General features: G+C 62.3%; 25 protein-coding genes, 1 tRNA gene and 1 pseudogene. 14 read left to right on the forward strand and 13 right to left on the reverse strand.

Annotated elements, in window-relative coordinates:
* Positions 1-9: 9 nt before the first annotated feature.
* The 5 genes from HNQ71_RS17455 to HNQ71_RS17475 all read right to left on the reverse strand — a co-directional run bounded on the left by HNQ71_RS17455 (position 10) and on the right by HNQ71_RS17475 (position 5,334).
* Positions 10-729, reverse strand: coding sequence for a heme-copper oxidase subunit III family protein (locus HNQ71_RS17455; RefSeq protein WP_184873772.1), 720 nt, complete (start codon positions 727-729; stop codon positions 10-12).
* Between the two features lie 13 nt (positions 730-742).
* Positions 743-1,447 (reverse strand): cytochrome c oxidase subunit 3, encoded by a 705-nt coding sequence (locus HNQ71_RS17460; RefSeq protein ID WP_184873773.1) that lies wholly within the window; start codon positions 1,445-1,447, stop codon positions 743-745.
* Entirely contained in the window at positions 1,444-3,213 is a 1,770-nt protein-coding gene (ctaD, locus tag HNQ71_RS17465) for a cytochrome c oxidase subunit I (protein WP_184873774.1), read from the reverse strand. The genes HNQ71_RS17460 and ctaD overlap by 4 nt, the downstream gene beginning before the upstream one ends.
* A gap of 21 nt (positions 3,214-3,234) precedes the next feature.
* Positions 3,235-4,119, reverse strand: a complete 885-nt coding sequence (locus HNQ71_RS17470) for a cytochrome c oxidase subunit II (protein ID WP_184873775.1) — start codon at positions 4,117-4,119, stop codon at positions 3,235-3,237.
* Between the two features lie 312 nt (positions 4,120-4,431).
* Entirely contained in the window at positions 4,432-5,334 is a 903-nt protein-coding gene (locus tag HNQ71_RS17475; RefSeq protein ID WP_184873776.1) for a LysR family transcriptional regulator, read from the reverse strand.
* 192 nt (positions 5,335-5,526) lie between these two features.
* Here HNQ71_RS17475 and HNQ71_RS17480 point away from each other — a divergent pair, with 192 nt between their 5' ends.
* Together HNQ71_RS17480 and HNQ71_RS17485 are read left to right on the forward strand one after the other, a co-directional pair.
* On the forward strand, positions 5,527-6,813 hold the full coding sequence (locus tag HNQ71_RS17480; protein WP_184873777.1) for a serine hydrolase domain-containing protein: 1,287 nt from the start codon (positions 5,527-5,529) through the stop codon (positions 6,811-6,813).
* A gap of 38 nt (positions 6,814-6,851) precedes the next feature.
* A complete protein-coding gene (locus HNQ71_RS17485) occupies positions 6,852-7,712 on the forward strand; it encodes an NmrA family NAD(P)-binding protein (protein ID WP_184873779.1) in 861 nt (286 codons plus the stop codon).
* Between the two features lie 80 nt (positions 7,713-7,792).
* Here the strand turns inward: HNQ71_RS17485 and HNQ71_RS17490 are convergent, their stop codons facing one another.
* Positions 7,793-8,500: a hypothetical protein gene (locus HNQ71_RS17490; protein ID WP_343068193.1), complete on the reverse strand. Its 708-nt coding sequence runs from the start codon at positions 8,498-8,500 to the stop codon at positions 7,793-7,795.
* Between the two features lie 428 nt (positions 8,501-8,928).
* Positions 8,929-9,078, reverse strand: a pseudogene (locus HNQ71_RS17495) (JAB domain-containing protein); the annotation flags it as partial.
* A 311-nt stretch (positions 9,079-9,389) separates the two neighbouring features.
* Between HNQ71_RS17495 and HNQ71_RS17500 the strand changes: the two are divergent.
* The 4 genes from HNQ71_RS17500 (at position 9,390) to HNQ71_RS17515 (ending at position 12,664) form a co-directional block, all read left to right on the forward strand.
* Positions 9,390-10,112: a GntR family transcriptional regulator gene (locus tag HNQ71_RS17500; protein WP_184873783.1), complete on the forward strand. Its 723-nt coding sequence runs from the start codon at positions 9,390-9,392 to the stop codon at positions 10,110-10,112.
* A gap of 131 nt (positions 10,113-10,243) precedes the next feature.
* Complete coding sequence (locus HNQ71_RS17505) at positions 10,244-10,774, forward strand: flavin reductase family protein (RefSeq protein ID WP_184873785.1); 531 nt, start codon at positions 10,244-10,246, stop codon at positions 10,772-10,774.
* 14 nt (positions 10,775-10,788) lie between these two features.
* Positions 10,789-12,276 (forward strand): 4-hydroxyphenylacetate 3-hydroxylase family protein, encoded by a 1,488-nt coding sequence (locus tag HNQ71_RS17510; RefSeq protein ID WP_184873787.1) that lies wholly within the window; start codon positions 10,789-10,791, stop codon positions 12,274-12,276.
* Positions 12,277-12,283: 7 nt separating this feature from the next.
* The gene (locus tag HNQ71_RS17515; RefSeq protein WP_184873788.1) at positions 12,284-12,664 is read left to right on the forward strand and encodes a cupin domain-containing protein; all 381 of its coding nucleotides are present in this window, start codon (positions 12,284-12,286) and stop codon (positions 12,662-12,664) included.
* A gap of 108 nt (positions 12,665-12,772) precedes the next feature.
* Here the strand turns inward: HNQ71_RS17515 and radC are convergent, their stop codons facing one another.
* The 3 genes from radC to HNQ71_RS17530 form a co-directional block, all read right to left on the reverse strand.
* A complete protein-coding gene (radC, locus tag HNQ71_RS17520) occupies positions 12,773-13,543 on the reverse strand; it encodes a RadC family protein (RefSeq protein ID WP_184873790.1) in 771 nt (256 codons plus the stop codon).
* Between the two features lie 134 nt (positions 13,544-13,677).
* The gene (locus HNQ71_RS17525; RefSeq protein ID WP_184873792.1) at positions 13,678-14,205 is read right to left on the reverse strand and encodes a hypothetical protein; all 528 of its coding nucleotides are present in this window, start codon (positions 14,203-14,205) and stop codon (positions 13,678-13,680) included.
* 50 nt (positions 14,206-14,255) lie between these two features.
* On the reverse strand, positions 14,256-15,122 hold the full coding sequence (locus HNQ71_RS17530) for an MBL fold metallo-hydrolase (protein ID WP_246461615.1): 867 nt from the start codon (positions 15,120-15,122) through the stop codon (positions 14,256-14,258).
* Between the two features lie 154 nt (positions 15,123-15,276).
* On the opposite strand from HNQ71_RS17530, the gene HNQ71_RS17535 reads away from it, so the two are divergent.
* Complete coding sequence (locus tag HNQ71_RS17535; protein ID WP_184873794.1) at positions 15,277-15,891, forward strand: TetR/AcrR family transcriptional regulator; 615 nt, start codon at positions 15,277-15,279, stop codon at positions 15,889-15,891.
* Between the two features lie 59 nt (positions 15,892-15,950).
* On the opposite strand, the gene map is transcribed toward HNQ71_RS17535, so the two are convergent.
* A complete protein-coding gene (gene map / locus HNQ71_RS17540; RefSeq protein WP_184873795.1) occupies positions 15,951-16,778 on the reverse strand; it encodes a type I methionyl aminopeptidase in 828 nt (275 codons plus the stop codon).
* A 343-nt stretch (positions 16,779-17,121) separates the two neighbouring features.
* On the opposite strand from map, the gene HNQ71_RS17545 reads away from it, so the two are divergent.
* The 7 genes from HNQ71_RS17545 to HNQ71_RS17575 all read left to right on the forward strand — a co-directional run bounded on the left by HNQ71_RS17545 (position 17,122) and on the right by HNQ71_RS17575 (position 21,073).
* Positions 17,122-17,544 (forward strand): hypothetical protein, encoded by a 423-nt coding sequence (locus tag HNQ71_RS17545; RefSeq protein WP_184873797.1) that lies wholly within the window; start codon positions 17,122-17,124, stop codon positions 17,542-17,544.
* A gap of 112 nt (positions 17,545-17,656) precedes the next feature.
* On the forward strand, positions 17,657-17,896 hold the full coding sequence (locus tag HNQ71_RS17550) for a hypothetical protein (RefSeq protein WP_184873798.1): 240 nt from the start codon (positions 17,657-17,659) through the stop codon (positions 17,894-17,896).
* A 135-nt stretch (positions 17,897-18,031) separates the two neighbouring features.
* The gene (locus HNQ71_RS17555; RefSeq protein WP_184873800.1) at positions 18,032-18,328 is read left to right on the forward strand and encodes a DUF982 domain-containing protein; all 297 of its coding nucleotides are present in this window, start codon (positions 18,032-18,034) and stop codon (positions 18,326-18,328) included.
* A 52-nt stretch (positions 18,329-18,380) separates the two neighbouring features.
* A complete protein-coding gene (locus tag HNQ71_RS17560; RefSeq protein ID WP_246461617.1) occupies positions 18,381-18,779 on the forward strand; it encodes a DUF6074 family protein in 399 nt (132 codons plus the stop codon).
* A 224-nt stretch (positions 18,780-19,003) separates the two neighbouring features.
* The gene (locus HNQ71_RS17565) at positions 19,004-20,233 is read left to right on the forward strand and encodes a pilus assembly protein TadG-related protein (RefSeq protein WP_184873802.1); all 1,230 of its coding nucleotides are present in this window, start codon (positions 19,004-19,006) and stop codon (positions 20,231-20,233) included.
* A gap of 20 nt (positions 20,234-20,253) precedes the next feature.
* The gene (locus HNQ71_RS17570) at positions 20,254-20,679 is read left to right on the forward strand and encodes a TadE/TadG family type IV pilus assembly protein (protein ID WP_246461618.1); all 426 of its coding nucleotides are present in this window, start codon (positions 20,254-20,256) and stop codon (positions 20,677-20,679) included.
* A complete protein-coding gene (locus HNQ71_RS17575) occupies positions 20,669-21,073 on the forward strand; it encodes a TadE/TadG family type IV pilus assembly protein (RefSeq protein ID WP_184873806.1) in 405 nt (134 codons plus the stop codon). The genes HNQ71_RS17570 and HNQ71_RS17575 overlap by 11 nt, the downstream gene beginning before the upstream one ends.
* A 124-nt stretch (positions 21,074-21,197) precedes the next feature.
* Here HNQ71_RS17575 and HNQ71_RS17580 read toward each other — a convergent pair.
* Both HNQ71_RS17580 and HNQ71_RS17585 read right to left on the reverse strand, forming a co-directional pair.
* Positions 21,198-21,272, reverse strand: a tRNA-Glu gene (locus tag HNQ71_RS17580).
* A 176-nt stretch (positions 21,273-21,448) separates the two neighbouring features.
* Positions 21,449-22,699, reverse strand: coding sequence for a YcbK family protein (locus tag HNQ71_RS17585; RefSeq protein WP_184873808.1), 1,251 nt, complete (start codon positions 22,697-22,699; stop codon positions 21,449-21,451).
* Between the last annotated feature and the right edge of the window lie 42 nt (positions 22,700-22,741).

A 22,741-nucleotide genomic window follows, 5' to 3' on the forward strand; every position in this document is an offset into this window, starting at 1 on the left:
GTCTGCCTCTCACCAAAGATAGAAGAATGCGAAGATGAACACCCAGACCAGGTCAACGAAGTGCCAGTACAGCCCCATGATCTCGACGTTCTCGTAGCGGCCCGTGCGGCTGGTGAAGAAACCGCGCCGTCCGGTGTCGAAATCGCCCCGCCAGACCTTTCGCGCCACGATGATCAGGAAGATCACCCCGATCGTCACATGGGTGCCGTGGAAACCGGTGATCATGAAGAAAGACGAACCGAATTGTGCAGCACCCCAGGGATTGCCCCAGGGCCGCACCCCTTCAGTGATCAGCTTGGTCCATTCGAAGGCCTGCATGCCGACAAAGGTCGCGCCGAGTGCCGCGGTCAGAAGCATGAGGATTGCCGTCTTGCGGCGGTCGCGGCGATAGCCGAAATTGACCGCCATGGCCATCGTTCCGCTGCTTGAGATCAGCACGAAGGTCATGATGGCGATCAGGATCAGCGGGATATCCGAGCCGCCGATGCGAAGCGCAAAGACTTCGCTCGGATTGGGCCACGGCACGCGTGTCGACATACGCGCGGTCATGTAGGAGAGCAGGAAGCAGCCGAAGATGAAGGTGTCGCTGAGCAGGAAGATCCACATCATGGCCTTGCCCCAGGACACGTTCTTGAACGCACGCTGATCCGAGGACCAGTCGGCGGCAATGCCTTGCCAGCCTGAGGGCCGTGGCTCCGTCTTGCCGATTTGCGTCAGTGTCTCTGCCATCCGCTTGATCCCTTCAGGTCAGCAACTGTCGGCAAATGTCGATGAACGTAGCGGCCCAACCGGCCAGCAGCGCAAAGATGGCGAGCCAGACGAAGAGCAGGAAATGCCAGTACATGGCGCACAGTTCGACGCCGAGGCGAAGCCGCCCGGGTCGTGCTCCGTTCCATGCACCGACGGTTGTTCTGCCCAGGCCCACCAACCCGCCCAGTATGTGCAGGCCATGCATGCCGGTGATCAGGTAGAAAAAGCTGTTGGCCGGATTGGAGCTCAGCAGATAGCCATCGTCGGTCATCTGCCGCCATGCCATGAGTTGTCCGACCAGGAAGGCAAGCGCCGTGAGGCCGGCCGTCGCGAGGCCTAGCCTGACCATGTCGATCTGACCCTGGCGTGCCGCCACCACGGCGCATTGCAGCGCAATGCTGCTCAGGACCAGCACGCCCGTGTTCAGCCAGAGCAGGCGCGGCAGCGGCAGAGGCCGCCAGTCCGACAGCCCCATGCGCATGAAGTAGGCGCTGGTGAACAGCGAAAACAGGCAGCCGACGACGGCGAGGAAGACGCCGAGGCCGATCTTGGCGGTAGGCAACGCCGACCGGTCGAGGCCGACAAAATCGCCGGCCACACCTTGTTCGAGCCATGGCTTGGTCGTCAGCCGCTGGTGCGAAAGCCACCACCCGGCAAAGCCGGCGATGACGAGCAGGAAGACCAGGATGACGCTCATGCCGGCTCCCTTGAAGGGCCGAAGGAGCCCGGCATGTTCTGCGGGATGAAATCCTCCTTGGCGCCCGGTACGCTGTAGTCGTAGGCCCAGCGATAGACGATCGGCAGGTCCTTGCCGAAATTTCCGTGGGTCGGCGGTGTATGCGGCGTCTGCCATTCGAGGGTCGTGGCCCGCCACGGATTGCCGCCGGCCTCGCGGCCATGGCGGATGCTCCAGATCAGGTTGAACAGGAACACCATTTGGGCAAAGCCGACGATGAAGGCCATGATGCTGATGAACGAGTTCAGGTGGTGCGCCGACTCCGTCATGATGGTCATGTCGGTCAGTTCAGCGTAGCGCCGCGGCACGCCCATCAGGCCGAGGTAGTGCATGGGGAAGAAAATCAGGTAGGCGCCGAGGAACGTGACCCAGAAATGGAACCGGCCCAACATCTCGTCGAGCATCCGGCCGGTGACCTTCGGGTACCAATGGTAGATCGCGCCAAAAACCACGAGGATCGGGGCGACACCCATGACCATATGGAAATGGGCGACGACGAACATCGTGTCGGACAGCGGAACATCGACGACGACATTGCCGAGAAACAACCCGGTCAGCCCGCCATTTACAAACGTGACGATGAACGCCAGGGCAAAGAGCATGGGTATGGTGAGATGGATGTCGCCCCGCCATAGGGTCAGTACCCAGTTGTAGACCTTGATGGCGGTCGGAACGGCGATGATCAGCGTCGTGGTGGCGAAGAAGAAGCCAAAATAGGGGTCCATGCCGCTGACATACATGTGGTGCGCCCAGACCACGAAGCTCAGCGCGCCAATGCCGACGATGGCCCAGACCATCATCCGGTAGCCGAAGATATTCTTCCGTGCGTGGGTGCTGATCAGGTCGGATACGATGCCGAACGCCGGCAGCGCCACGATGTAGACCTCGGGATGGCCGAAGAACCAGAACAGGTGCTGGAACAGGATCGGGCTGCCGCCATTGTGCTGCAGTTGCTCACCCATCTCGGAGATCGCCGGCATGAAGAAGCTGGTCCCGAGGGCGCGGTCGAGCAGCATCATCACACAAGCGACGAACAGCGCCGGGAAGGCGAGCAGCGCCATGACGGTCGCGGTGAAGATGCCCCAGACGGTCAGCGGCAGGCGCATCATTGTCATGCCGCGCGTGCGGCCCTGCAGCACCGTCACCACATAGTTCAGGCCGCCCATCGTGAAGCCGATGATGAACAGGATCAGCGAGGACAGCATCAGGATGATGCCCCAGTCCTGGCCGCCTGGTGTGCCGCTCATGATGGCTTGCGGCGGGTAGAGCGTCCAGCCGGCCCCCGTCGGTCCGCCGGGCGCAAAGAAGCTCGACACCAGAACCAGCACGGCGAGCAGGTAGATCCAGTAGCTCAGCATGTTGACATAGGGAAAGACCATGTCACGCGCGCCGACCATCAATGGGATCAGATAGTTGCCAAAGCCGCCGAGAAAGAGGGCGGTGAGCAGGTAGATCACCATGATCATGCCGTGCATGGTAATGAACTGGTAGTAGGCTTCCGGTGTGATGAAGTCGAACGTACCGGGGAAGCCGAGCTGCAGCCGCATCAGCCAGGACAGCACCAGGGCGACCAGGCCTATTCCCGTCGCCGTCGCCGAATACTGGATGGCGATGACCTTGGCGTCCTGCGAGAAGACGTATTTCGTCCACCAACTGTGCGGATGGTACAGTTCGACTTCCGCGACTTCGGCCGGCGGGATGCCATCTGCAGGCGTGATGTCGACCATAGGAACACCTCCGTGTCCTTTTCAGCGAGACCCGACCGTTTCGAGCTTTGCTGCAATTTTCAAACCTGACGCCGTCGTCTTGCCCGGCGCCTGGTCTGCCGAGCCCGTTTGCTGGGGTGCCGACAACTGGGCGAAAGTCTGCTGCTGGCCAAGCCAGGCCAGGTAGTCTTGCTGGGTGTCGACCATGACCACACCATGCATCAAAGGATGGCCTTGGCCGCAAAGTTCGGCGCACAAGACCTGAAAGGTTCCGGTCTTGGTCGGGGTGAACCAGAAATAGGTGACCGAACCCGGGATCATGTCCATCTTGGCGCGGAATTCCGGCACATAGAAATCGTGCAGCACATCGATCGAGCGGAGCAGCATCTTGACCGGCTTGCCGACCGGCAGATGCAGATCAGCCGCTTCGACGACGACATCGTCCTGACCATTGGGATCGCTCGCGATCACGCCCAGCGGATTGTCGGCGGTGACGTCGCGGGTGTCGGATGTGCCGAGCTTGCCATCCTTGCCGGGCAGGCGGAAACTCCACTGCCACTGCTGGCCCACGACTTCGACGTCGGTTGCGTCGCTCGGGACGTTGACAAACCGGCTCCAGACGAACAGGCCGGGAACCAGCAACGCCGTGACCCCAACCGCGGTGACGATCGTCAGCCACGATTCGAGCCGTTTGTTCTCCGGTTCGTAGGCAGCCCGGTTTCCGTCCCGATGACGGAAGCGGAAGACGCAATAGGCCATGAATAGAACCACGGCGGCGAAGACGACGCCGGTGATCCAGAAGGTAATGATGATGGTGTTGTCGATATAGCTCCAGTTGGAGGCAATCGGCGTCCACCACCATGGGCTCAGGAGGTGAAACAACACCGAGCCCACGACGACCAAAACGAGTACAAGCGCTACGGCCATGTCCCGTCCTCCCGGCATTCGAGGGCGCGCGAAGCTGTCCCGGCGAATGCCAAGGTCATCATGCTTGATTTGCGATCGAAATTCCAGAGCCGACTATCTGGATGGGAAAAATGCCGCCTTCTGTCGCCGCGACCCTTCGAAAAGGCCGTTTCCGGATCAGCAGCAGGCCGTTACGCTGGAGGAGCCTTTCCGCCTGGTGGTTATCGGCCGTTGCGACACCGATTCGCCTTGATCCGTAGCGCAGGCGTGAATGACGCTTAAATCAGTTGCAGCTCCGGGAGGCCCAAAGTTCTGCGAAACCGTGCGGATCGATTAGGCGCCGACAGCAATCTCCTGGATGAAATCCAGAAGCGCCCGGACCTTCGCCGGCGGGAGGTGGCGCGAGGGATGATAGGCATAGAGCGGATAGAGTTCCTCCGACCATTCCGGCAGGATCTGAACAAGCTCGCCTCGCGACAGCAGAGGCGCTAGGCCGATCGCGAGGCTCTGGAAAATGCCTTGACCGGCCAGGCAAGCGGAGATCGCGACCGAAGGGTCATCCATCACGAGGCGACTGGAGACCTTGACCTCCTTGACCTCCCGGCCGCGCCGGAACTCCCAGGGAAAGGGCAGGCCGGTCTGGGGATCGCGGAAGAGAAGCGCTTCGTGACGGACGAGATCATCGGGTGACCGCGGCTCGCCGTGCTTTTCGAGATAGGCCGGAGCGGCGACCGTCAGTATGCGGGTCTCAAGCAGCTTGCGCACGATGAGGGACGACTCGTCGGGAGGCCCGAAGCGCACTGCCACGTCGACGCCGGTCATCATCTCCTGGCGATAGTTGCTGGTGAGGAAATCGACCGACAGCAGGGGATAGCGGACCAGAAACTCCTGCAGCTTCGACGCCAGCACCATTCGCGCGAACCACGGGTCCACCGAGACGCGCAGTCGGCCGCGCACGACCGCCGCCGCGCCCGCGGCCTCGGCGGCCGCCTCGTCCAGGCCAGCCAGAAGCGGCAGCACCTGCGCGTGGAAGCGGTGGCCTTCCTCGGTGAGGCTGACCTCGCGTGGATTGCGATCGAAAAGCCGCACACCGACCCGCGCTTCCAGACGCGCGACGGCCCGGCTCACCGCTGACGGCGTCAGGCCGAGCATCTCGGCGGCGCGGGCGAAATTCCCTGCCTCCGTGACCGCTGCCAGGACACCGACACCGGTCAGAAGCCGCGTATCGAAAACCATTCGATCTCCCCTTCACCCTGCAGGTCTCCGCCGGAGCCTAACGCAACGAGCAGTGAATCTGAGTCACTGTAGCACTGATCCTTATGCGCGTGAATCACGTCATGGCACGACTTACAAGGGTGGCGTCCCTGGCAGCGCCAGGGCGAGCGGCCGAGCAAATCGGATTTCCTTCGAACCGGAAAGGAGTTGGCCATGGACCACCTCACACGCAGGACGATGCTTCAGCGCGGCGGAATGCTGGGAGCCATTCTGGCTCTCGATACGGTCAGCCCCGCTTTGGCCAGAACAACGGCTGCCGGTTCGTCAGTGCGGTTCAAGGCAATCGACGCCGCCTTGCGGGAAGGCGTCTCGAAGAATGACGTGGCCGGTGTCATCGCCGTTGCGGCGACGCCGAAAGGCATCGTCTACGAGGGTGCCTTCGGCAAGGCGAACGTCGCAACGGGCGCGCCGATGACGCTCGACACGGTGTTCTGGCTGCTGTCGATGACCAAGGCCTTCACGGCGATGGCCTGCATGCAGCTGATCGAGCAGGGCCGCCTGCATCTGGACGACGACGCGGCGAAATACCTGCCTGAACTGGCCTCACCGCAGGTCCTCGACGGCTTTGCAAAGGACGGAACGCCGCGACTGCGACCGGCCCGGCGCGCGATCAAGGTGCGCCATCTGCTGACGCATACCTCCGGCTACACCTACTCGATCTGGAGCGAGGCTCTGACCCGCTACGAGAAGGCGACGGGCATGCCCGACATCGCGACCTGCAAAAATGCTGCCTTCACGGCTCCGCTCGAATTCGAGCCTGGCGAGCGGTGGGAATACGGTATCAGCATGGACTGGGTCGGCAAGCTGGTCGAGGCGGTGTCGGATCAGTCACTCGAGATCTACTTCCGCGAGAATATCTTCGCGCCGCTCGGCATGAAGGATTCCGGCTTTCTGATCGGGACCGGGCAGAAGCGGCGCCTCGCCACCTTCCACAATCGCGGCGCCGATGGCGGGCTGGAGCCGGCGCCCTTCGAGATGCCGCAGCGGCCGGAGTTCTTCATGGGCGGTGGCGGTGCTTTCTCGACGCCGCGGGACTACATGGCATTCCTCCAGGCGCTGCTGAACGGAGGCACGCTGCATGGCGTCCGAATCCTGCGTCCGGCGACGGTCGCCATGATGATGCAGAACCAGATCGGCGAGCTGAACGTCCAGGCGATGCGCTCGGCGCAGCCGTCCTATTCCCGCAGCTTCGACCAGTTCCCGGAACAGCCGCATAAATGGGGCCTGTCTTTCGACATCAACACGCAGCCGGGACCGAACGGGCGCTCCGCCGGCAGCATCGCCTGGGCAGGCCTGCTCAACTGCTACTTCTGGCTCGACCCGGTGAAGCACATCACCGGCGCGCTGTTCACCCAGGTGCTGCCCTTTTTCGACGAGCGGATCGTCGCGCTCTACGGCGAATTCGAGCGCGGTCTCTATCACGGGCTCGATCTCGCCTGATCCACTACCCCAGACAAACGAGAGATTGGAAAACGAAGATGTATGCCATCACCGGAATCACTGGAAAAGTCGGCGGCGCGCTCGGCCGCGCCTTGCTGGAACAGGGCCAGCCTGTCCGCGCCGTGCTCAGGGACGCCAACAAAGGCGAAGAATGGGCGGCGCGCGGCTGCGAGGTCGCGCTTGCCGGACTTGAGGACGCCGCGGCTCTGACGGCTGCGTTCGCCGGCACCGAGGGGGTCTTCATCCTGCCGCCATCGGAGTTCGACCCTGAGCCCGGCTATCCCGAGGCGCGCAAGGTCATCGCCGCCATCGTCGAAGCGCTGAAGGCCGCGAAGCCGGGCAGAGTGCTTTGCCTGTCGACGATCGGAGCAGATGCTGCGCAGGACAATCTCTTGTCGCAACGCACGATGATGGAAGAGGCGCTCTCGGCACTGCCGCTTTCGGTGACCTTCCTGAGACCGGGCTGGTTCCTCGAAAACGCAATGTGGGATGTCGCCTCCGCGCGCGACACAGGTGTCATCTCGAGCTTCCTCATGCCTGCCGACAAGCCGTTCGCAATGGTCGCGACGAGCGATGTGGGGCGGGTCGCTGCGGAACTGATCCAGGAGCATTGGACGGGCAGGCGCGTGGTCGAACTCGAAGGCCCGCGCCGTGTCTCGCCCAACGACCTGGCAATCGCCTTCACCAAGGCGTTGGGGCGGCCGGTGCGGGTCGAAACGGTTCCCCGGAATACTTGGGAGGGCCTGTTCCGCTCCCATGGCATGAAAAATCCGGGGCCGCGCATGCGCATGTTGGACGGCTTCAACGAGGGTTGGATCGACTTCGCCGATGAAGGCGCAAATGCTGTCAAGGGACGCATTGGCCCCGAGGAAATTATCGCGACGCTTTGTTCAACGTGAAAGTCGAGACCAGGAAACAGCAACGCCGCCAGGCCGGGCCCGGCGGCGTCTTCCTAGACTGCTGTTTTGGGTCGCGATACCTACGGTGTCCCCGCCTTCTGGAGCGCGTCGGCCGTTTGGTCGATCTTGTCGGCGAGGACGCCCTCGGCCCAATCTGTGACATCGGCGTCGACCGGCTTGTTGGCCATGTCCGTCAGCGCCGCGTCGAGCGATGCCTGATCGGTGCCGACCGTTGCCGCGTCAGCAGCCGCCTGGGCCTGGGCGGCCGTCGCGTTGTCGGCGGCGACAACAGCCTGCTGAGCAGCGATCTGATCGTTCAGGTCCTGGATTTGTTCAGGCGTGGCGGACGGGTCCGCCTGCAGCGTGGTCATCTGCGCATTCAGGGCATTCAGCTTATCCTGGGCGTCGGCCGCCGCGGCGGCCGCCTCGTCAGCCGCGATCTGGGCGTTCTTGGCTATCGCGGACTGCGTCACGAAGGCCTGAATGCCGGCGAACTTCTTGCTCTTGGAGTTCATGTAGGCGTTGATGTTGCGCTGTAGCGAGTTCAGCCGGCCAAGCTTGGCATGGATGTTCTTGTCCTTGTGCACGGACTTCGTATTGACCGTGGTGTCGGTCGTTGTGTCCGTTACCGCCTTGGCCGCCCGCCCCGGGGCCGACGCAGACTTGCCATGCGAAGCCCCGCTCTTGCCATTGCCACCGGCATGGCCGTGCCCGTTGCCACCGCCGTTGCCTCCACCATTGCCGCCGCCGTTGCCGTGCCCGTTTCCGGCGAGCGCCGGAGACACCACAAGCGCCAATGCGGCGAGCGCCGCGAACAGAGTTTTTCGGTTTGTCATGATATCTCCTCCTTGAGGAACCTCCGCCCAACCGCTAGAGCAGCGTCATATGAGGATTCACTAATCGTGCGCAATAAACTTTAGACAAATACGGTTTCAATGCGCGAACCTGACAACCAACGTACTCCATAACCATTTGATATTACAATATAAATCAACGCGATTAGACCGTCTCGGCACTGAAGTCCCATACCGGCCAGACCATGGTCCTAGCCTGCCCACCAGCGGCACGGTAACGGTCGTCGAGTGGTTGTCGGAAAGGCGTTGAAACAAGGGAAGTCGGTGGGTGCGATCCAGGTGCGGCGGCGCCCGACGCGTCACGCGCGAGTGCCTGGCTTTCTCGCGGCGTACGCGACTTCGCCAGCGTACAGGTCATCGAATTAGATCAGTAGCAGGCCCTTCATGCTGGAATAACCTTTGCGCCCGATGATCATGTGGTCGTGCACCGCGATGCCCAGCCGCTTGGCGGCGTCGACGATTTCCTTGGTCATCTCGATGTCGGCGCGCGACGGTGTGGGGTCGCCTGACGGGGTGGTTGCGCATCAAAATATGACCAAAAAAATCGTCAAATATATCAAATACTTGTGCGCTTGTTGCGGAGGGCTGGGGCACTAGCTGGGGTATGTATCAAGTGACTACTCGTGATTTTCCCGCTTGGGCATTGGTCACATTTTCTCGCTACTCTGACGTCCCGACCAACCGCAGATACCGAACACTCACCTTTCTCTCTACCGTCGCTTGCAGCGGCTGAACGGGCTTCTCTGCTATTCTGGTGGAGGCGCACTTTCCAGCAGCAGTTCGGGCTTGAATCTCGTGGCGACAAGATGTATACATTCTGTCTATGAGCGATCGGGATCCATCACAACGCCCTGCCATAGGGCGACGCGCAGATGCTGCGCAGGACATCGTCTACCGCTGGCTGAAGCAGCATGTGCTTACCCTGCCCAGCCGCGAGGGAACGTTCCTTACCGAGGCGGAGGTTTGCCGCGAGACGGGAACGTCACGGACGCCGGTGCGCGAAGCGCTGTTGCGGCTCGAAGCCGACGGCCTCCTCCAGATCGTGCCGAAGAAGGGCGCCTATGTACCGCCGATCACCGAGGCCGAGATCGAAGCGGTGATGCAGGCGCGTGGCCTGGTGGAAGAGTGGTGCGCAGGGCGGGCAGCCGGCTTCGGCGACATGCTTGCGGCGGAACTCGACAGGCTCATCGCCCGACAGGTGGAGGTGCGACACGATCCCGTTGCGTTCATCGAGTGTGACCGGGAGTTTCATCGCACAATCGTGCGCGCTGCTGGCAATCCGGTGCTCGCTGACTTCTATGAGAGCCTGCGGGATCGCCAGTTGCGGATGGGCGTGCACACTATCATGATCTTCGGCGAGCGCGGCGACAGCGTGCTCGCCGAGCATGCCGCGATCGTCGAGGGCATACGCTGCGGGCGGCCCGAACAAGCGTCGGCAGCCGTCGCCGAGCATCTGGCGCGGACGCTCGTCGCCTTGCGGCTGCCGATGATGGCAGGGTTTGGCTCGGTTGCAACAGCCCGCAGCCCGGCGGCGGCGGCGCAGTGAGGGAAGGCCGCGGCGTTCCGCATCGGCGATGCGGTCGAGCGGCCGAAACACAGTGGCGGCAGGCAGTGCGGCAACGGATTTGGGTGAATTGATTTGGTGACTTAACAGATCGGTGCCGAAAGGGCCGGGGCATGAACATCGAGGCGGCTTTCGACGTGCGCGCGTTCCGGCAGGCGTTGGGACAGTTTCCGACCGGCGTCTGCGTCGTCACCTGTCTGGCCGATGGCGAGCAGCTCGGCATGACGATGAGTTCGTTCAACTCGCTGCCTCTCGACCCGCCCCTCGTCCTGTTCAGCATCGACCGTCGTTCAGCGAGCCTGCCACTATGGCAGCAGGCCGCCACCTACGCGGTCAATGTTCTTTCCGAAAACCAGAAGGACATTTCCAACCGCTTCGCCAGGCCGCTTTCCAACAAGTGGGAAGGGGTGCGGTTCGAGCAGGGCCGCTCTGGTGGCCCGGTGCTGCCCGGCGCGGCGGCGCTGTTCGATTGTGAGCCGTGGGCCAGGCACGAAGCCGGCGACCACGTGCTGTTCATCGCCAGGGTGAAACATTTCCGGTCCTTCGCCGAACGGCAGCCGCTGGTTTTCAGCAAGGGGCGCTACGCATCATTGCAGCCAACGGAGTTCACGGCGCCGCTTTGGCCGCTCGACATCCACTACTGATCGCGGAGGGTAAGATGATCAAGACCGGGGCGCAGCATATCGAGATGCTGAAAGACGGCAGGCAGGTCTATATCAACGGCCAGGCGGCCGGCGACGTCAGTGCGCATCCGGCCTTTCGCCAGACGATCCGGTCGGTCGGCACGCTCTACGACTTCCAGGCGCGGCCAGACAACCGGGAACTGATGACCTTCGAGGTGCCCGAAAGTGGCGGGCAGCGGGCCAACCGCATCTGGCAGTTGCCGCGCAGCTATGCCGACCTCGTCGAGCGGCGCAAGGCGCTGGAAGCCTGGACGGAGCTTCATTATGGCTTTCTTGGCCGCGCGCCGGACCATGTCGCCTCCTGCATTTCCGGCATGTTCATGGGGATCGAGGTCTTCGAGGCCTATGACAAGGCGCGCGCCGCGGCACTTGCCGACTATTATCGTTACGCCCGGGACAATGAACTCTATCTCACCTATGCCATTCTCAATCCGCAGGCCGATCGCTCGAAGTCTGCGGGTGAGCAGCAGGACCGCTTCCTGACCGCCGGCATCGTCGACCAGGACGCCGCAGGCCTGACGATCCGCGGCGCCAAGATGCTGGCGACCGGCGGCATCATGGCAAACGAGGTGTTCGTCACCTGCATTCAGCCACTGCGCGAGGGGGACGAACCCTATGCGGTGTCCTTCGCCGTGCCGATGGATACCAAGGGGCTGAAGATACTGTCGCGCAAATCTTATGAGGAGAGTGCCGTCAGCGTCTTCGACAATCCGCTCGCCAGCCGCTTCGACGAGAACGATGCCGTGCTTTACTTCGACGATGTGAAAGTTTCCTGGGACCGCGTCTTCGTCAGCCAGGACATCGCCATGTGCCAACGGCAGTTCCACGCCACGCCGGCGCATGTCTTCCAGAACTACCAGGCGCAGATCCGCCTGATGGTGAAGATGCGCTTCCTCGTCGGCATTGCCCGGCGCATCGCCGAGACCAACGGCGTCATCAACTTCCCGCAGGTGCGCGAGACGCTCGGAGCGCTGGCGGCGCAGAACACCATGGTCGACGCGCTGGTGCACGCTATGGAGGTGAAAGGTCACATGCATGGCGCCTATTTCGTGCCCGACGCCCATACGCTCTATTCGGCTCAGGTGCTGACACAGCAACTCTATGCCGGGGTGATCCTCGCCTTGCGCGAGCTTGCGGGCGGCGGACTGATCATGCTGCCGTCCTCCATCCAGGATTTCGCCGATCCGGAGTTGCGCGGTCTGATTGAAAAGACGCAGCAATCGCCAGTTGCCTCGTCGGAGGGCCGGGTAAAATTCTTCAAGCTCGCCTGGGACGCAGTCGGCTCGGAGTACGCCTCGCGCCACACGCAGTATGAGATGTTCTATGCCGGTGCCACCTTCGTAACCAAGGGGCACAGCTTCCGCACCTTCGACTGGGACCGTTGCACACAGCTCGTCGATCACATGCTGGACAGCTATTCGTTGGACGACGAAGTGGCCCGCGGCGCTCTCGTTGCCGCTTGAGGTTGCCATGCCGATCCGCAAGGAACACAAGGAATTCCACACGATCGACATGACCGGCGAGGGCTGGCATACGCCCCCTGGGTACCCGCCCGGCATCGAGCAGAAGATTCTTGCCGGCCGGCTCGACGAGGCAGGCAAGACCGGGAACCGCACGCGGCTGCTGCGGTTTGCGCCGGGCGCCTATACGACGGTGCCGTTCGTGCATGAGTACTGGGAAGAGGTCTATCTGGTATCGGGAGACCTCATCGTCGGCGGTTGTTCGGTCGAAGAGCCGTCGCTGAGTTTTGCCCCGAACACCTACGCCTGCCGCCCACCTGGCGTCCATCACGGTCCCTTCCGGTCGCAGACCGGGTGCCTCCTCCTCGAGCTTCACTACTACGAGGCTTAGCGCGTTGCTGGCAGCGGCAGATGGTGCGACCGCCAGGTCCGGCGAGGCGCCGGTGATTTCCTGGCTGACCGACGACAGGTGCGCCAGATCGTCGGTTCAGGACCGGACCTAAATCAGCAACAGGCCCTTCATGCTGGAATAGCCTTTGCGCCCGATGATGATGTGGTCATGCACGGCGATGCCCAGCCGTTTTGCCGCGTCGACGATCTCCTTCGTCATCTCGATGTCGGCGCGCGACGGCGTCGGATCGCCTGACGGATGGTTGTGGACCAGAATGATCGCGGTCGCAGAGAGGTCGAGAGCGCGCTTGATCACCTCGCGCGGGTAGACAGGCGTGTGGTCGACGGTGCCGACCTGTTGCACCTCGTCGGCGATCAGCGCGTTCTTCTTGTCGAGGAACAGGATGCGGAACTGCTCGCGCTCCTCGAAGGCCATTGCCGAGCGGCAATAGTCGAGAAGCTGCGTCCATGAGGAGAGGACCTCGCGGCCACGGACCTCGCCGCGCGCCATGCGCTGCCCGGTCGCCGCGACGACCTTCAGGTCGAGCGCCACCGCGGGGCCGATGCCCTTGACCTCCTGCAGCAATGCAATCGGCGCGCCAAGCACTTCGGCCAGCGTGCCGAAGCGCGCCAGCAGCGCTTTGGCGACCGGTTTGGTGTCGGCGCGAGGGATCAGGCGAAAGAGCAGAAGTTCCAGCAATTCGTAGTCGGGCAGGGCGTCCGCACCGGCCGCGGCAAAGCGCTCGCGCAAGCGGTCGCGGTGGCCGAGATAGTGCGGCTTTTCCTCGCTCGGCTCTTCCTTGCTCGACTTGGCCTTCGCAAGAGGCTGGATCGGCCTTTGCGGAAAGAACCCTCGCTCGTCGTCGCTTGCGTTCCCCATATGCCGCCCACACTCCTTTGACGCAGACATTTAAAGCCGTTCTGGCTTGGATTGAAACCGTTCTGTTGTGCAAGTGTGGGAGGCGTCACGGCGACATTCCGCGAGACGGTGTGGCCCGTAGGCCTCGGGTGTTGCTACCCCTTGGTAGCGGGCGCGGGAGGCACTGGCAAAATGATCTCGGAGGCGACCTTCCAGTCCTTCCCGACTTTTATCCAATTGATAGTCATTAGGAATGGCTTGGGTGTTCCGTCCTGCCCCGCATAGGAAACCGTGATATTCATGGGGACATAGGACTCCGCAATATCTCGCGTCAGACCGACGACCTTCAGCTTCGAATAGTCAGGCTGGAGCACGACCGGGCCGGAGGTGCCGATGTCGTGCAGCTTCTGATCGATCGCCTCGTTGCCCCAGAAGCCAGCCCAGTTTCCCTCAGCGGGGATGGAGCTTTTGGCGACAAGGAGGGCCGAGGGAGACTGCCAGAACATCTCGTGCAGAGCCTTGAAGTCGTGCCGGTTGGCCAGATCCATGAGCTTGCCGAACTCTGATTTGATCGTGTTCAACGTCTGAGCGTTGAGCGGCTCCCTTTCGGCGCTGGGAGCAGCCGCGAGTGATCCGCCGGAAACGGTCAAGGCGATGACCGCGGCGAACAATGTCTTGCGCATCTTGGCATTCCTTTGTGGGTTCGATGTCGGTGTCGTCGGATGCAGTGACTTTACGGGTGCTTCTTGGCAGTGTTGGCCGCACCCCACAGCGAGCCCGGGTTGACGTGATTGGGATAGAGTTCGAGCATCGCGTCGTAGAGCTGCCGCGCGGTCGTCGTGGCAGCGTTCAGCCGATCGAAATCGCGCAGATATTGTCGCGTCTCGGCGATGATGCGAGGGTCATCGTCGTTCTCCGGCACCTTGTGCCCGGCGATCACCGCGCTCGGCTTCAGCGCTTCCAGCTTGTCAAGAGTTTCGATCCACTCGATCCGGCTCTGTGCATCGGTCTCGCCAAGAAATGGATGGATGCCGTTGTAGACGGCATCGCCGCCGACGATGAGGCCGATTGAAGGGACGTGTAGGCAGGTTGAGTGGGCGGTGTCGGTCCGCCCAGCATCCACCACGACGAGTTTGTGTCCCTCCAGTTGCAGTTCGTTGTTTTCGAGCGGCTCGGCGACGAGCAGGCGGTCGGGAATCTCGCCTGGGAAAAGCCGCCTCCAGAAATCATCCAGCCAGGCCGGCGAGAGATTGTCGTGCATGGCCGTGACCACCTCGGGCACCGCGAGAGCTCTTGCCTGAGGGAAGCGCTCCAGAAGCGGTGCGAGGCCGAAGAAATGGTCGCCGTGCCCATGCGTCACATAAATGGCAGTGAGGTTCTTGCCGCTCGCCACCACCCAGTCCAACAAGGTTTGTGACTGCTCGGTCGTGAGAAAGGTATCCACCAGGACGGCGTCTCGTTCGCCGTAGATGAGCGTCGACGAATTCGCGACCCACATCAGGTTTTCCTTGCCGGCCGGCAGACCGCGACCGATGCCAGGGCGCTTTTTAGTAAGGGTTTTCCATTGAAGCTTGGAGGGGGTGCCTGTTGCATTCATCATTAGAGCTTTCTCATGGTTGTGAGGTTGCGACAAAGGCCTGCGCAAAACGTTCGATCCCAAGCGAGCAATCCAAACAGTTCGCTTGACATAATGCCCTCGCCCAATCACAATTAACACTGACCGGTCAGAATTAATTAGTCAATAGGGGTTGCACATGGAATCTCGCCCAGCCGCCAGAAGAGGCCCAAAGCCGAACCCGGCCACTCGCCGCAATCTCGTCGAGGCGGGCCTGCGAATGATTCATGCGGAGGGATATGCCGCTACGGGCGTCCAGGGGATCGTCGAGAGCGCCAATGTTCCCAAGGGCTCGTTCTACAATCATTTTCCCAGCAAGGAGGCGTTCGGCGCGAAGGTGATCGATGCCTACTTCGATCGCAACGAGAACAAGTTGCTCGCCACCTTCGGCAATGCGGGCGCTGCGCCGCTGGCGCGGTTAGAAGCCTATTTCGACGACCGGATCGAAGCGTTTAGAACTCTCGGTTACGCGAAGGGATGCCTACTCGGAAATCTCAGCGCCGAGGTGGCCGACCATAGCCCGCTCGTGCGGGAGCGCCTCGCCGGCTATTTCGATGCCTGGAGCCGATTCTTAGAGAATTGCATTGCCGAGGCGCAGGAACATGGAGCCGTCGCCAGCGCGATTCCGGCGGCCGTGCTGGGGCGGTTCGTTCTAAATAGCTGGGAGGGCGCACTGCTGCGCATGCGCGCCGAAAAGAGCGACGCTCCCTTGATCGAGTTCAAGCAGGTCGTCTTTGGCAGGCTTCTCAGCTGATGCAGCCGTGATTAACACTCGACCGGACAATCGCAACCCAGCCCCCATGGACGCGGCTCCTAGGCTGGCAGGCCGGGGCGGTCGAGCTTGTTGGGCGACAGGGTGAAAATCTCGCAGCCGGTGTCGGTGACGCCGATTGTGTGCTCGTACTGCGCCGACAGCGAGCGGTCGCGTGTCACCGCGGTCCAGCCATCCGACAGCACCTTCACGTGAGGCCGGCCGAGATTGATCATCGGCTCGACGGTGAAGATCATCCCGGGACGCATCTCGACGCCCTCATTGGCGCTGCCATAGTGCAGGATGTTCGGCGCGTCATGAAAGAGCTGGCCGACGCCGTGGCCGCAGAAGTCGCGCACCACCGAGCAGCGCTCGGCCTCGGCATAGGTCTGGATGGCGGCGCCGATGGCGCCGGTGCGGGCGCCGGGCCTGATCGCCGCAATGCCGCGCATCAGGCATTCATGGGTGACCTCGAGCAAGCGCTCGGCGGCGCGCTTGATCGTCCCGACCGGGTACATGCGCGAGGAATCGCCGTGCCAGCCGTCGAGGATGTAGGTGACGTCGATGTTGACGATGTCGCCATCCTTGAGCGGCTTGTTGTCGGGAATGCCATGGCAGACGACATGGTTGATCGAGGTGCAGGACGATTTCGTGTAGCCTCGATAGTTGAGCGTTGCCGGCAGCGCGCCGTGATCCATGCCGAATTCGAAGACGAAGCGGTCGATGGTTTCGGTGGTGACGCCAGGCTCGACCATCGGCACCAGTTCGTCGAGGCAGCGCGCGGTGAGATCGCATGCCTTGCGCATGCCGGCAAAGCCTTCCTCGCCATAGAGGCGGATCTGGCCGGTGTTCCTGAGTGGTGCGGTGGCGGCGTCGAGATAGGTGACCATTTTGTCCGTATAGCCGGGTAGGCCCTGCAGAGGCCGACGTGAAAATCTCCCCAGATTTGGCACTTGGGGGCAAAAGGTTCAAGGACGAACTGCTTGATGCAGCCGCACAGTTCGGGATATTCGCCCAAGGCGTCTTGATATTCAGGTGATGCCGGCCTGCAAACGCTGGTTTTTCTGCGCTTCCGGTGCTCACGTACTTTAAGTACGCTCCGCTCCGGTTCTCGAAAACCAGCGTTTTCGACTCGGCCTGACCTGAATCTCAACACACCTTGGAATGGGGTTATGTCTTGCCGGTTTTGCCCGGCTTGCTTTCCTTTCCGGCCATCGTGCGTTAGGGCGGGTGATGTTTTCGAGACTGGGTCCCTTCACGGCGGCCAAGCGCACCAGATTGTTCGACGCGCCGCTGACGACAGCCTGCTCATGCCTGATGGGCATGGTGCTGCTGGCGATGCTGTGCCTCGGGCGCCCGGACGCGCCAGCCTTCGCGGATGCTGCATCGGGCCGCGCCAGCATCGGCCTGGAACGGTCTGCAGAAGCGGCGGCGCTTCTGCGTGTCACCGGCAAGGCGCATGCACTGGAGGTTCGCGCCGGGCGGCCGGCTGTGGTCAAGTTCGCGTGCGGCCATCCCGTTTTGCCGGTTGTCGACGCCGTCTTTTCTTGGCTTGAGCGGACTTCGCCGAAGGCCGCTGTTTCGGGATACGAGGCGCCCCCGAGCCCCAGGGCAAATACCCATCAGCCGCGCGCACCGCCGACCATCGCGGCCTGAGCGGTCCAGGACCGCAGCTTCACCCCAGACCTATCCCTGATCGCGTCGTGACCGTGCGGCGGCTGTCGGCCGCGCACCGGTCGCGCGGCGCGTCGTTTCCGGAACCATTTCAATGCAACAACGCATCAAGACATTCAAAACCCTGTCGCGTGCCGCCTCGGCTGCCGCGTTTCTCTCCGTCCAGGCGCTCATCTGCATCGGAACCGTCTATTGGGCGGTTGCCGAGACGCTCGGCCTGTCGGCGATTGCGGCACTTGTTCTGGGCGGCATCTTCGCCGCGCCGACCGTATTTGTGCTGATCACCGCCACCCGCATGGCTTTCGACGCGGAGACAGATCCGGCGAACCAGTAAGCCTGGCGGCCCCTGGCGCGGGTCGCGGCCCCGAAAGGGTCGCGACCGCAGTGACGACACATTTCTGCGCCAAAGGCGGTCGAAGCAACTTTTGACGACGAACAGCGTTGGGACGCCGGTTCGGGAGATAGGGACATGGACAGACTGCAATTCGAGGTTCCGGTGCGCATAGCACCCGCGCCCGGCCTGCCAGTCGAGGAGATCTACAGCGTCGAACAGGCGCTCGATATTCTTCAGGGCTGGCCTGTGCGCCGTCAGGGCCCGATCTATCAGAAGGCGTTCAACGCCTGCTTTGGCGCCACGGTGGACGTGGTCAAGACCGAAGATGCCTGCCGTGCATTCATGGCGTTTTGTCGTGCAAGCGGACTGATTGCCAAGGACATGATGACGCCGCGCAAGCGTGGCGGCGAGGCGAGAACTCTGCAGGCTTGAGGCCAGCGACCGCTTCACCTGTCCCGATTGAAATGCCGGCGATCGCGTTTGAATGGACACGGCGATGCCGTGGGCGGATCTGGACGCGTCAATGCCAGCTCCGTTAAGCTTCCGTTTCCACATTCGCGGCTACGCCATTGCTTGTTCAGCAATGGTTGATTCGTTGCGTCAGTTCATGGTTCGGAAGATGTCTCCAGAAAAAGTCCGCGCATTCCCGATCGATCGTCAAATGTTCTTGGTGAGAGAAGTCGCCGCCAAACTCGACCATCTGCATGGCGATACCGCCACTTCGTTCTGGAGGGCCAAGGCGTCGGAGTTGCTCGATCTCGTTGTCGGATCCGGCAGAGACAAAATAGCGGCCAGCGATGAAGTGCGAAGGTTCTTCCTTGCGGTACAGCGGGAGATGTCGGCCAGAGAGGCCGCCGGGTCGACACCAGTTCTTTCCGCTTGAAGTCCGGGCCTTCCGGCAAGCAGGGCACGGGTAACTTGCTGCGCAGTTGCCCTGTTAGCAAATGGTAAACTATCTCCGGGCGCGAGTTTTTTGCTCACCGAGCTTTCCTGGGCGCGTTGATTAGCCAACAAACAGCTTGTTTTGGAAGCCAATAGATCACTGCTCAAAAATGAACCGAACTTTTTAGGCCTTCGTTCATATATGCATGTTTTCTAATCTATTTCATGACCCTCAGTTGCTTTACCCGAATTCGGCTCAGAGCGAACGGCTTATGCCGGGGTACGAACGCAAACGTCGCCACCATCTTCGCCCTGACCTTGCCGATCGTCGTCGGTGCTGCAGGCTTCGGGGTGGAAACCTCCTACTGGTACTACAACAGCCTGAGATTGCAGGCGACCGCCGACGCCGCTGCCTATGCCGGCGCGCTCGAACAGATCTCAGGTTCCGACAAGCCGACGATCGTCGCGGCCGCAACCCAGTCGGCCGCATCAAACGGGCTGGGCTCCGGCACGATCGTCGTCAATACGCCACCAGCATCCGGGCCGAACACGGCGAAGAAGGCGGTCGAGGTCATCGTCGGCCAGAACCTCGACCGGATGTTCACCTCGCTCTTCACGCAGGGCCAGGTTCCCGAACAGGCGAGGGCGGTGGCCCTCATCACCAATGCTTCGAAGGCCTGCGTGCTCGCGCTCGATCCATCGGCATCGCAGGCGGCGCTGTTTTCCGGCAACACCAGCGTCAAGCTCATCGGCTGCTCGGTGATGGCCAATTCGATCGCCTCGGACGCCATCAAGCTTCAGGGCTCGGCTGCGCTCCAGGCCGATTGCCTGATAACGGCCGGCGGTGTCTCTCTCAGCAACCCCGTCACGACCGTGTGCGCGGCCCCGATCACCCAGGCTCTGCCCGCCGCCGATCCATTTGCCGACCTGCCGGCTCCGGCAGCCTCGAACCCTTGCCAGAACGCCAACAAGTCGACGCTAAAACCCGGAACCTACTGCAACGGGCTCAGCCTCAGCGGCACCGTTACGCTTCAGCCCGGCGTCTATGTCATCCAGAGTGGCGATCTCAAGGTGAATGCGAACGCCAACGTCTCCGGCGACGGCGTCACCATTTACCTCGCCGGCTCCTCGCGTGTGTCGATGAACGGCAACGCCAACGTCTCCCTGAGCGCCCCGACGTCCGGTACCTATTCCGGCGTGCTGATGTATGGTGACAGAACAAGTATAGGCGGACAGAGCACTTTCAACGGCACGGCGGCTTCGCTGCTGACGGGCGCGCTTTATTTCCCCAAGCAGCAGGTCAACTATCTCGGCAACTTCTCCGGCCAGAACGGATGCACCCAGGTCGTTGCGGACACGATCCAATGGTCCGGCAACTCAAGCATCAATCAGGATTGCACGAGCCTCGGAATGCGCGACATTCCGGCCACGCAGTCCGTGGCGCTGGTCGAGTAGCCTCCATGGAACGCCGATCGATGCCGATGCTGCGCGATAAAGCCGGGGTTGCTGCGGTCGAGTTCGCGATGGTCCTGCCGTTCCTGTGTGTGGCGCTGCTCGGCATCGCCGATGGCTGGTCCTATATGACGAACTCGATGTCGATGCGCGCTGGCGTGAAGACCGCCGCGAACCTGGTCATGGGAGGATCGACCAATGATACGGCGACCCAGGCCGTTGCCATTTCGAGCTGGGAGAAGCGGCCCTCGGATGGCCAGGTCACGCTAAGCCGGATTTACATGTGCGGGACGACCGTGGTCGACGCTTCGGCCTTGTGCAGTGGGCCGAAGGTGCCATCGGTCTATGTTCAGATCCAGGCATCGGCCACCTGGGTGCCGCCCTTCACCTTCGGCGTTTTTTCCGGCTCCAGCGTCATCGGCCACTCGGAGGTTATCCGTGTCCGCTAGGGCAGGCGCATTCAGACGGGATCGATCGGGTGGCGCCGGGTTGGAATTCGCGCTGATCGCGCCCTTCCTCATCACGCTGCTGTTCGGGATCTTCGCCTTCGGCTGGGCCATGAACTCGGTGTCGAGCGTTCGCTATACGTTGGAGACATCATCACGCTCGCTGCAGCTTCAGAACACGCTGACCCAGGCCGACATCCAATCCATCGCCACTCAGAAATTGCAGGCTCTGGGATTGAAGGATGTGAACGTCACGATCGCCATCGATCCGGTGAGCGGCGGCTTCCGCATGGCGCATCTGACCGCCACCTATGCCTTCGTCATCAACTTCCCCTACTTCAGCGATTTCCCGATCAACTACGCGACCACCGTTACCGTGCCGCTGGTCGGCAGTTAGGCGCGTGGTCTGCCTGGTATCGGCTTTTGGCAGCGGAAGTGACGCAAGCCGGGTACGATTCTCAGGGCTACTGGCCAAAGATCGGACAGGGAAAGGAGGTCATCCGTCAAATATTTGAAATTGCTGGTACGCCCAAGGGGAATCGAACCCCTGTTACCGCCGTGAAAGGGCGGTGTCCTAACCGCTAGACGATGGGCGCGCTCAGACGAAGCGGCTTATACTGGCGTTGTGCGCAACCGGCAACCCGTCAGGTGCCGTCTTGGACAACTTTTTTCCAGCTTTTCAAACAGGGATTTCGCCAAGACTGGCAAGGTTCCGGAGTGACGCCCGTCATGCCGAGTGGCGGCCTGCTGATCTAGGCGGAGCAGGAGAGGACTAGCCGTCGCCGCCACCGCTGCGCCTACGGCAGCGCCAGTTCCAGTCGCGCTCGGGGCCGACGTCGACGTGGACGGATTCGGTGTGGCAGTAGGTGCCGACGCCACCGCGGCCGGGCATGCTTCTGATGTAGTTCGCCAGCTCCCATTTCGAAACGCCGGGGACCTGGATGTCGGCGGCGGCGCAATACATGTGCAGCGAATTCTTGGCGCCGTTGGCGCGGCGGTTGCGGGCCGGATCGCGATAGCCTGATGTCACCATCATCTTGCGGCCGTAGTGGCCTTCGATCGTCTTCAGCACGCGGACCAGCGACGGCTTCAGGCAAGCCACATCGACGCTCTCGTTCTGCTTGAGCAAGCCGTTGGGCGCAAGCCGGGCCATGCCGGCAGCGGACGCGACCTGATAGGAGCCGCCGATTGGACCCTCGTCCTCGTTGAGGTCGACGTCGCTCTCGTCATCGAGGCCGGATTTGCGCTTGATTTCGAACAGGGCTGTCTGGCGCACGCCCGGCAGCGCATCGCTACCAGTGATGTGGCCGCTCTCGCCGCCGGTCGAGGCCAGTTGCAGCGGCTTTGCCGTGGAATCGGCCGAGGCCAGCGTGATGATCGGTTTTGCCGCTGCTGGCGCCGGCTTGGCCTGCGCCGCAGGCTGCTCGCCCGACCTTGTGTTGATGAGCGGCGAAGGCGCGGCCGAGGCGGCCGTGGCGCCAAACATCGAGGCCAGGAAGCCTTTTTTCCTCGGCGCGTCGGCCTGCGGCATCTCGCCTGACGTCACGTAGACCGCATTGTCCATCACTGGCGCGGCAGCTGGCTTCGGCGCGTTCACGCCGGCATCGGCGGCGGCAATCTGCTGGGCAACCGCGTCGTTCTGCTGCGCCGTCTGCGCCGGCTGCTGCAGGGACTGCGGGGTTTGTCCCGTGATCGTCTCGGTGCCAGCCGGCGTGGTCAGCGGAAAGGCGGCCTGCGGCTTGGCCACCGGCACATAAGCGACCTTTTCGGGGAGGGCCGTATCGCTTGCCGTCATCACGGTCGTCTGCTCGGTCGTGGTCTGCGTCGAATCGACGACGGTGGTCGACTTGCCATTCGAGGCAGCGCTTATGTCCGATGCGGTGGCATTGTAGCCGGGCATTCCAACCGACATCGTCGGGTCGCCGGCCGAGGTGCAGGAGGCCAGAAGCAGGGAGCAGAGCGCTGCCACGATGGCGCGGCGTTCTCCCTTTGCGAGGCTCCATCCTGCTGATTTCAAAGTCAAATTCCCCCTCGATGTCCGGTCGGTATGTCCTTGGCGCGGCCC

Source organism: Mesorhizobium sangaii (genome assembly GCF_014207355.1).
Lineage (GTDB): Bacteria > Pseudomonadota > Alphaproteobacteria > Rhizobiales > Rhizobiaceae > Mesorhizobium > Mesorhizobium sangaii.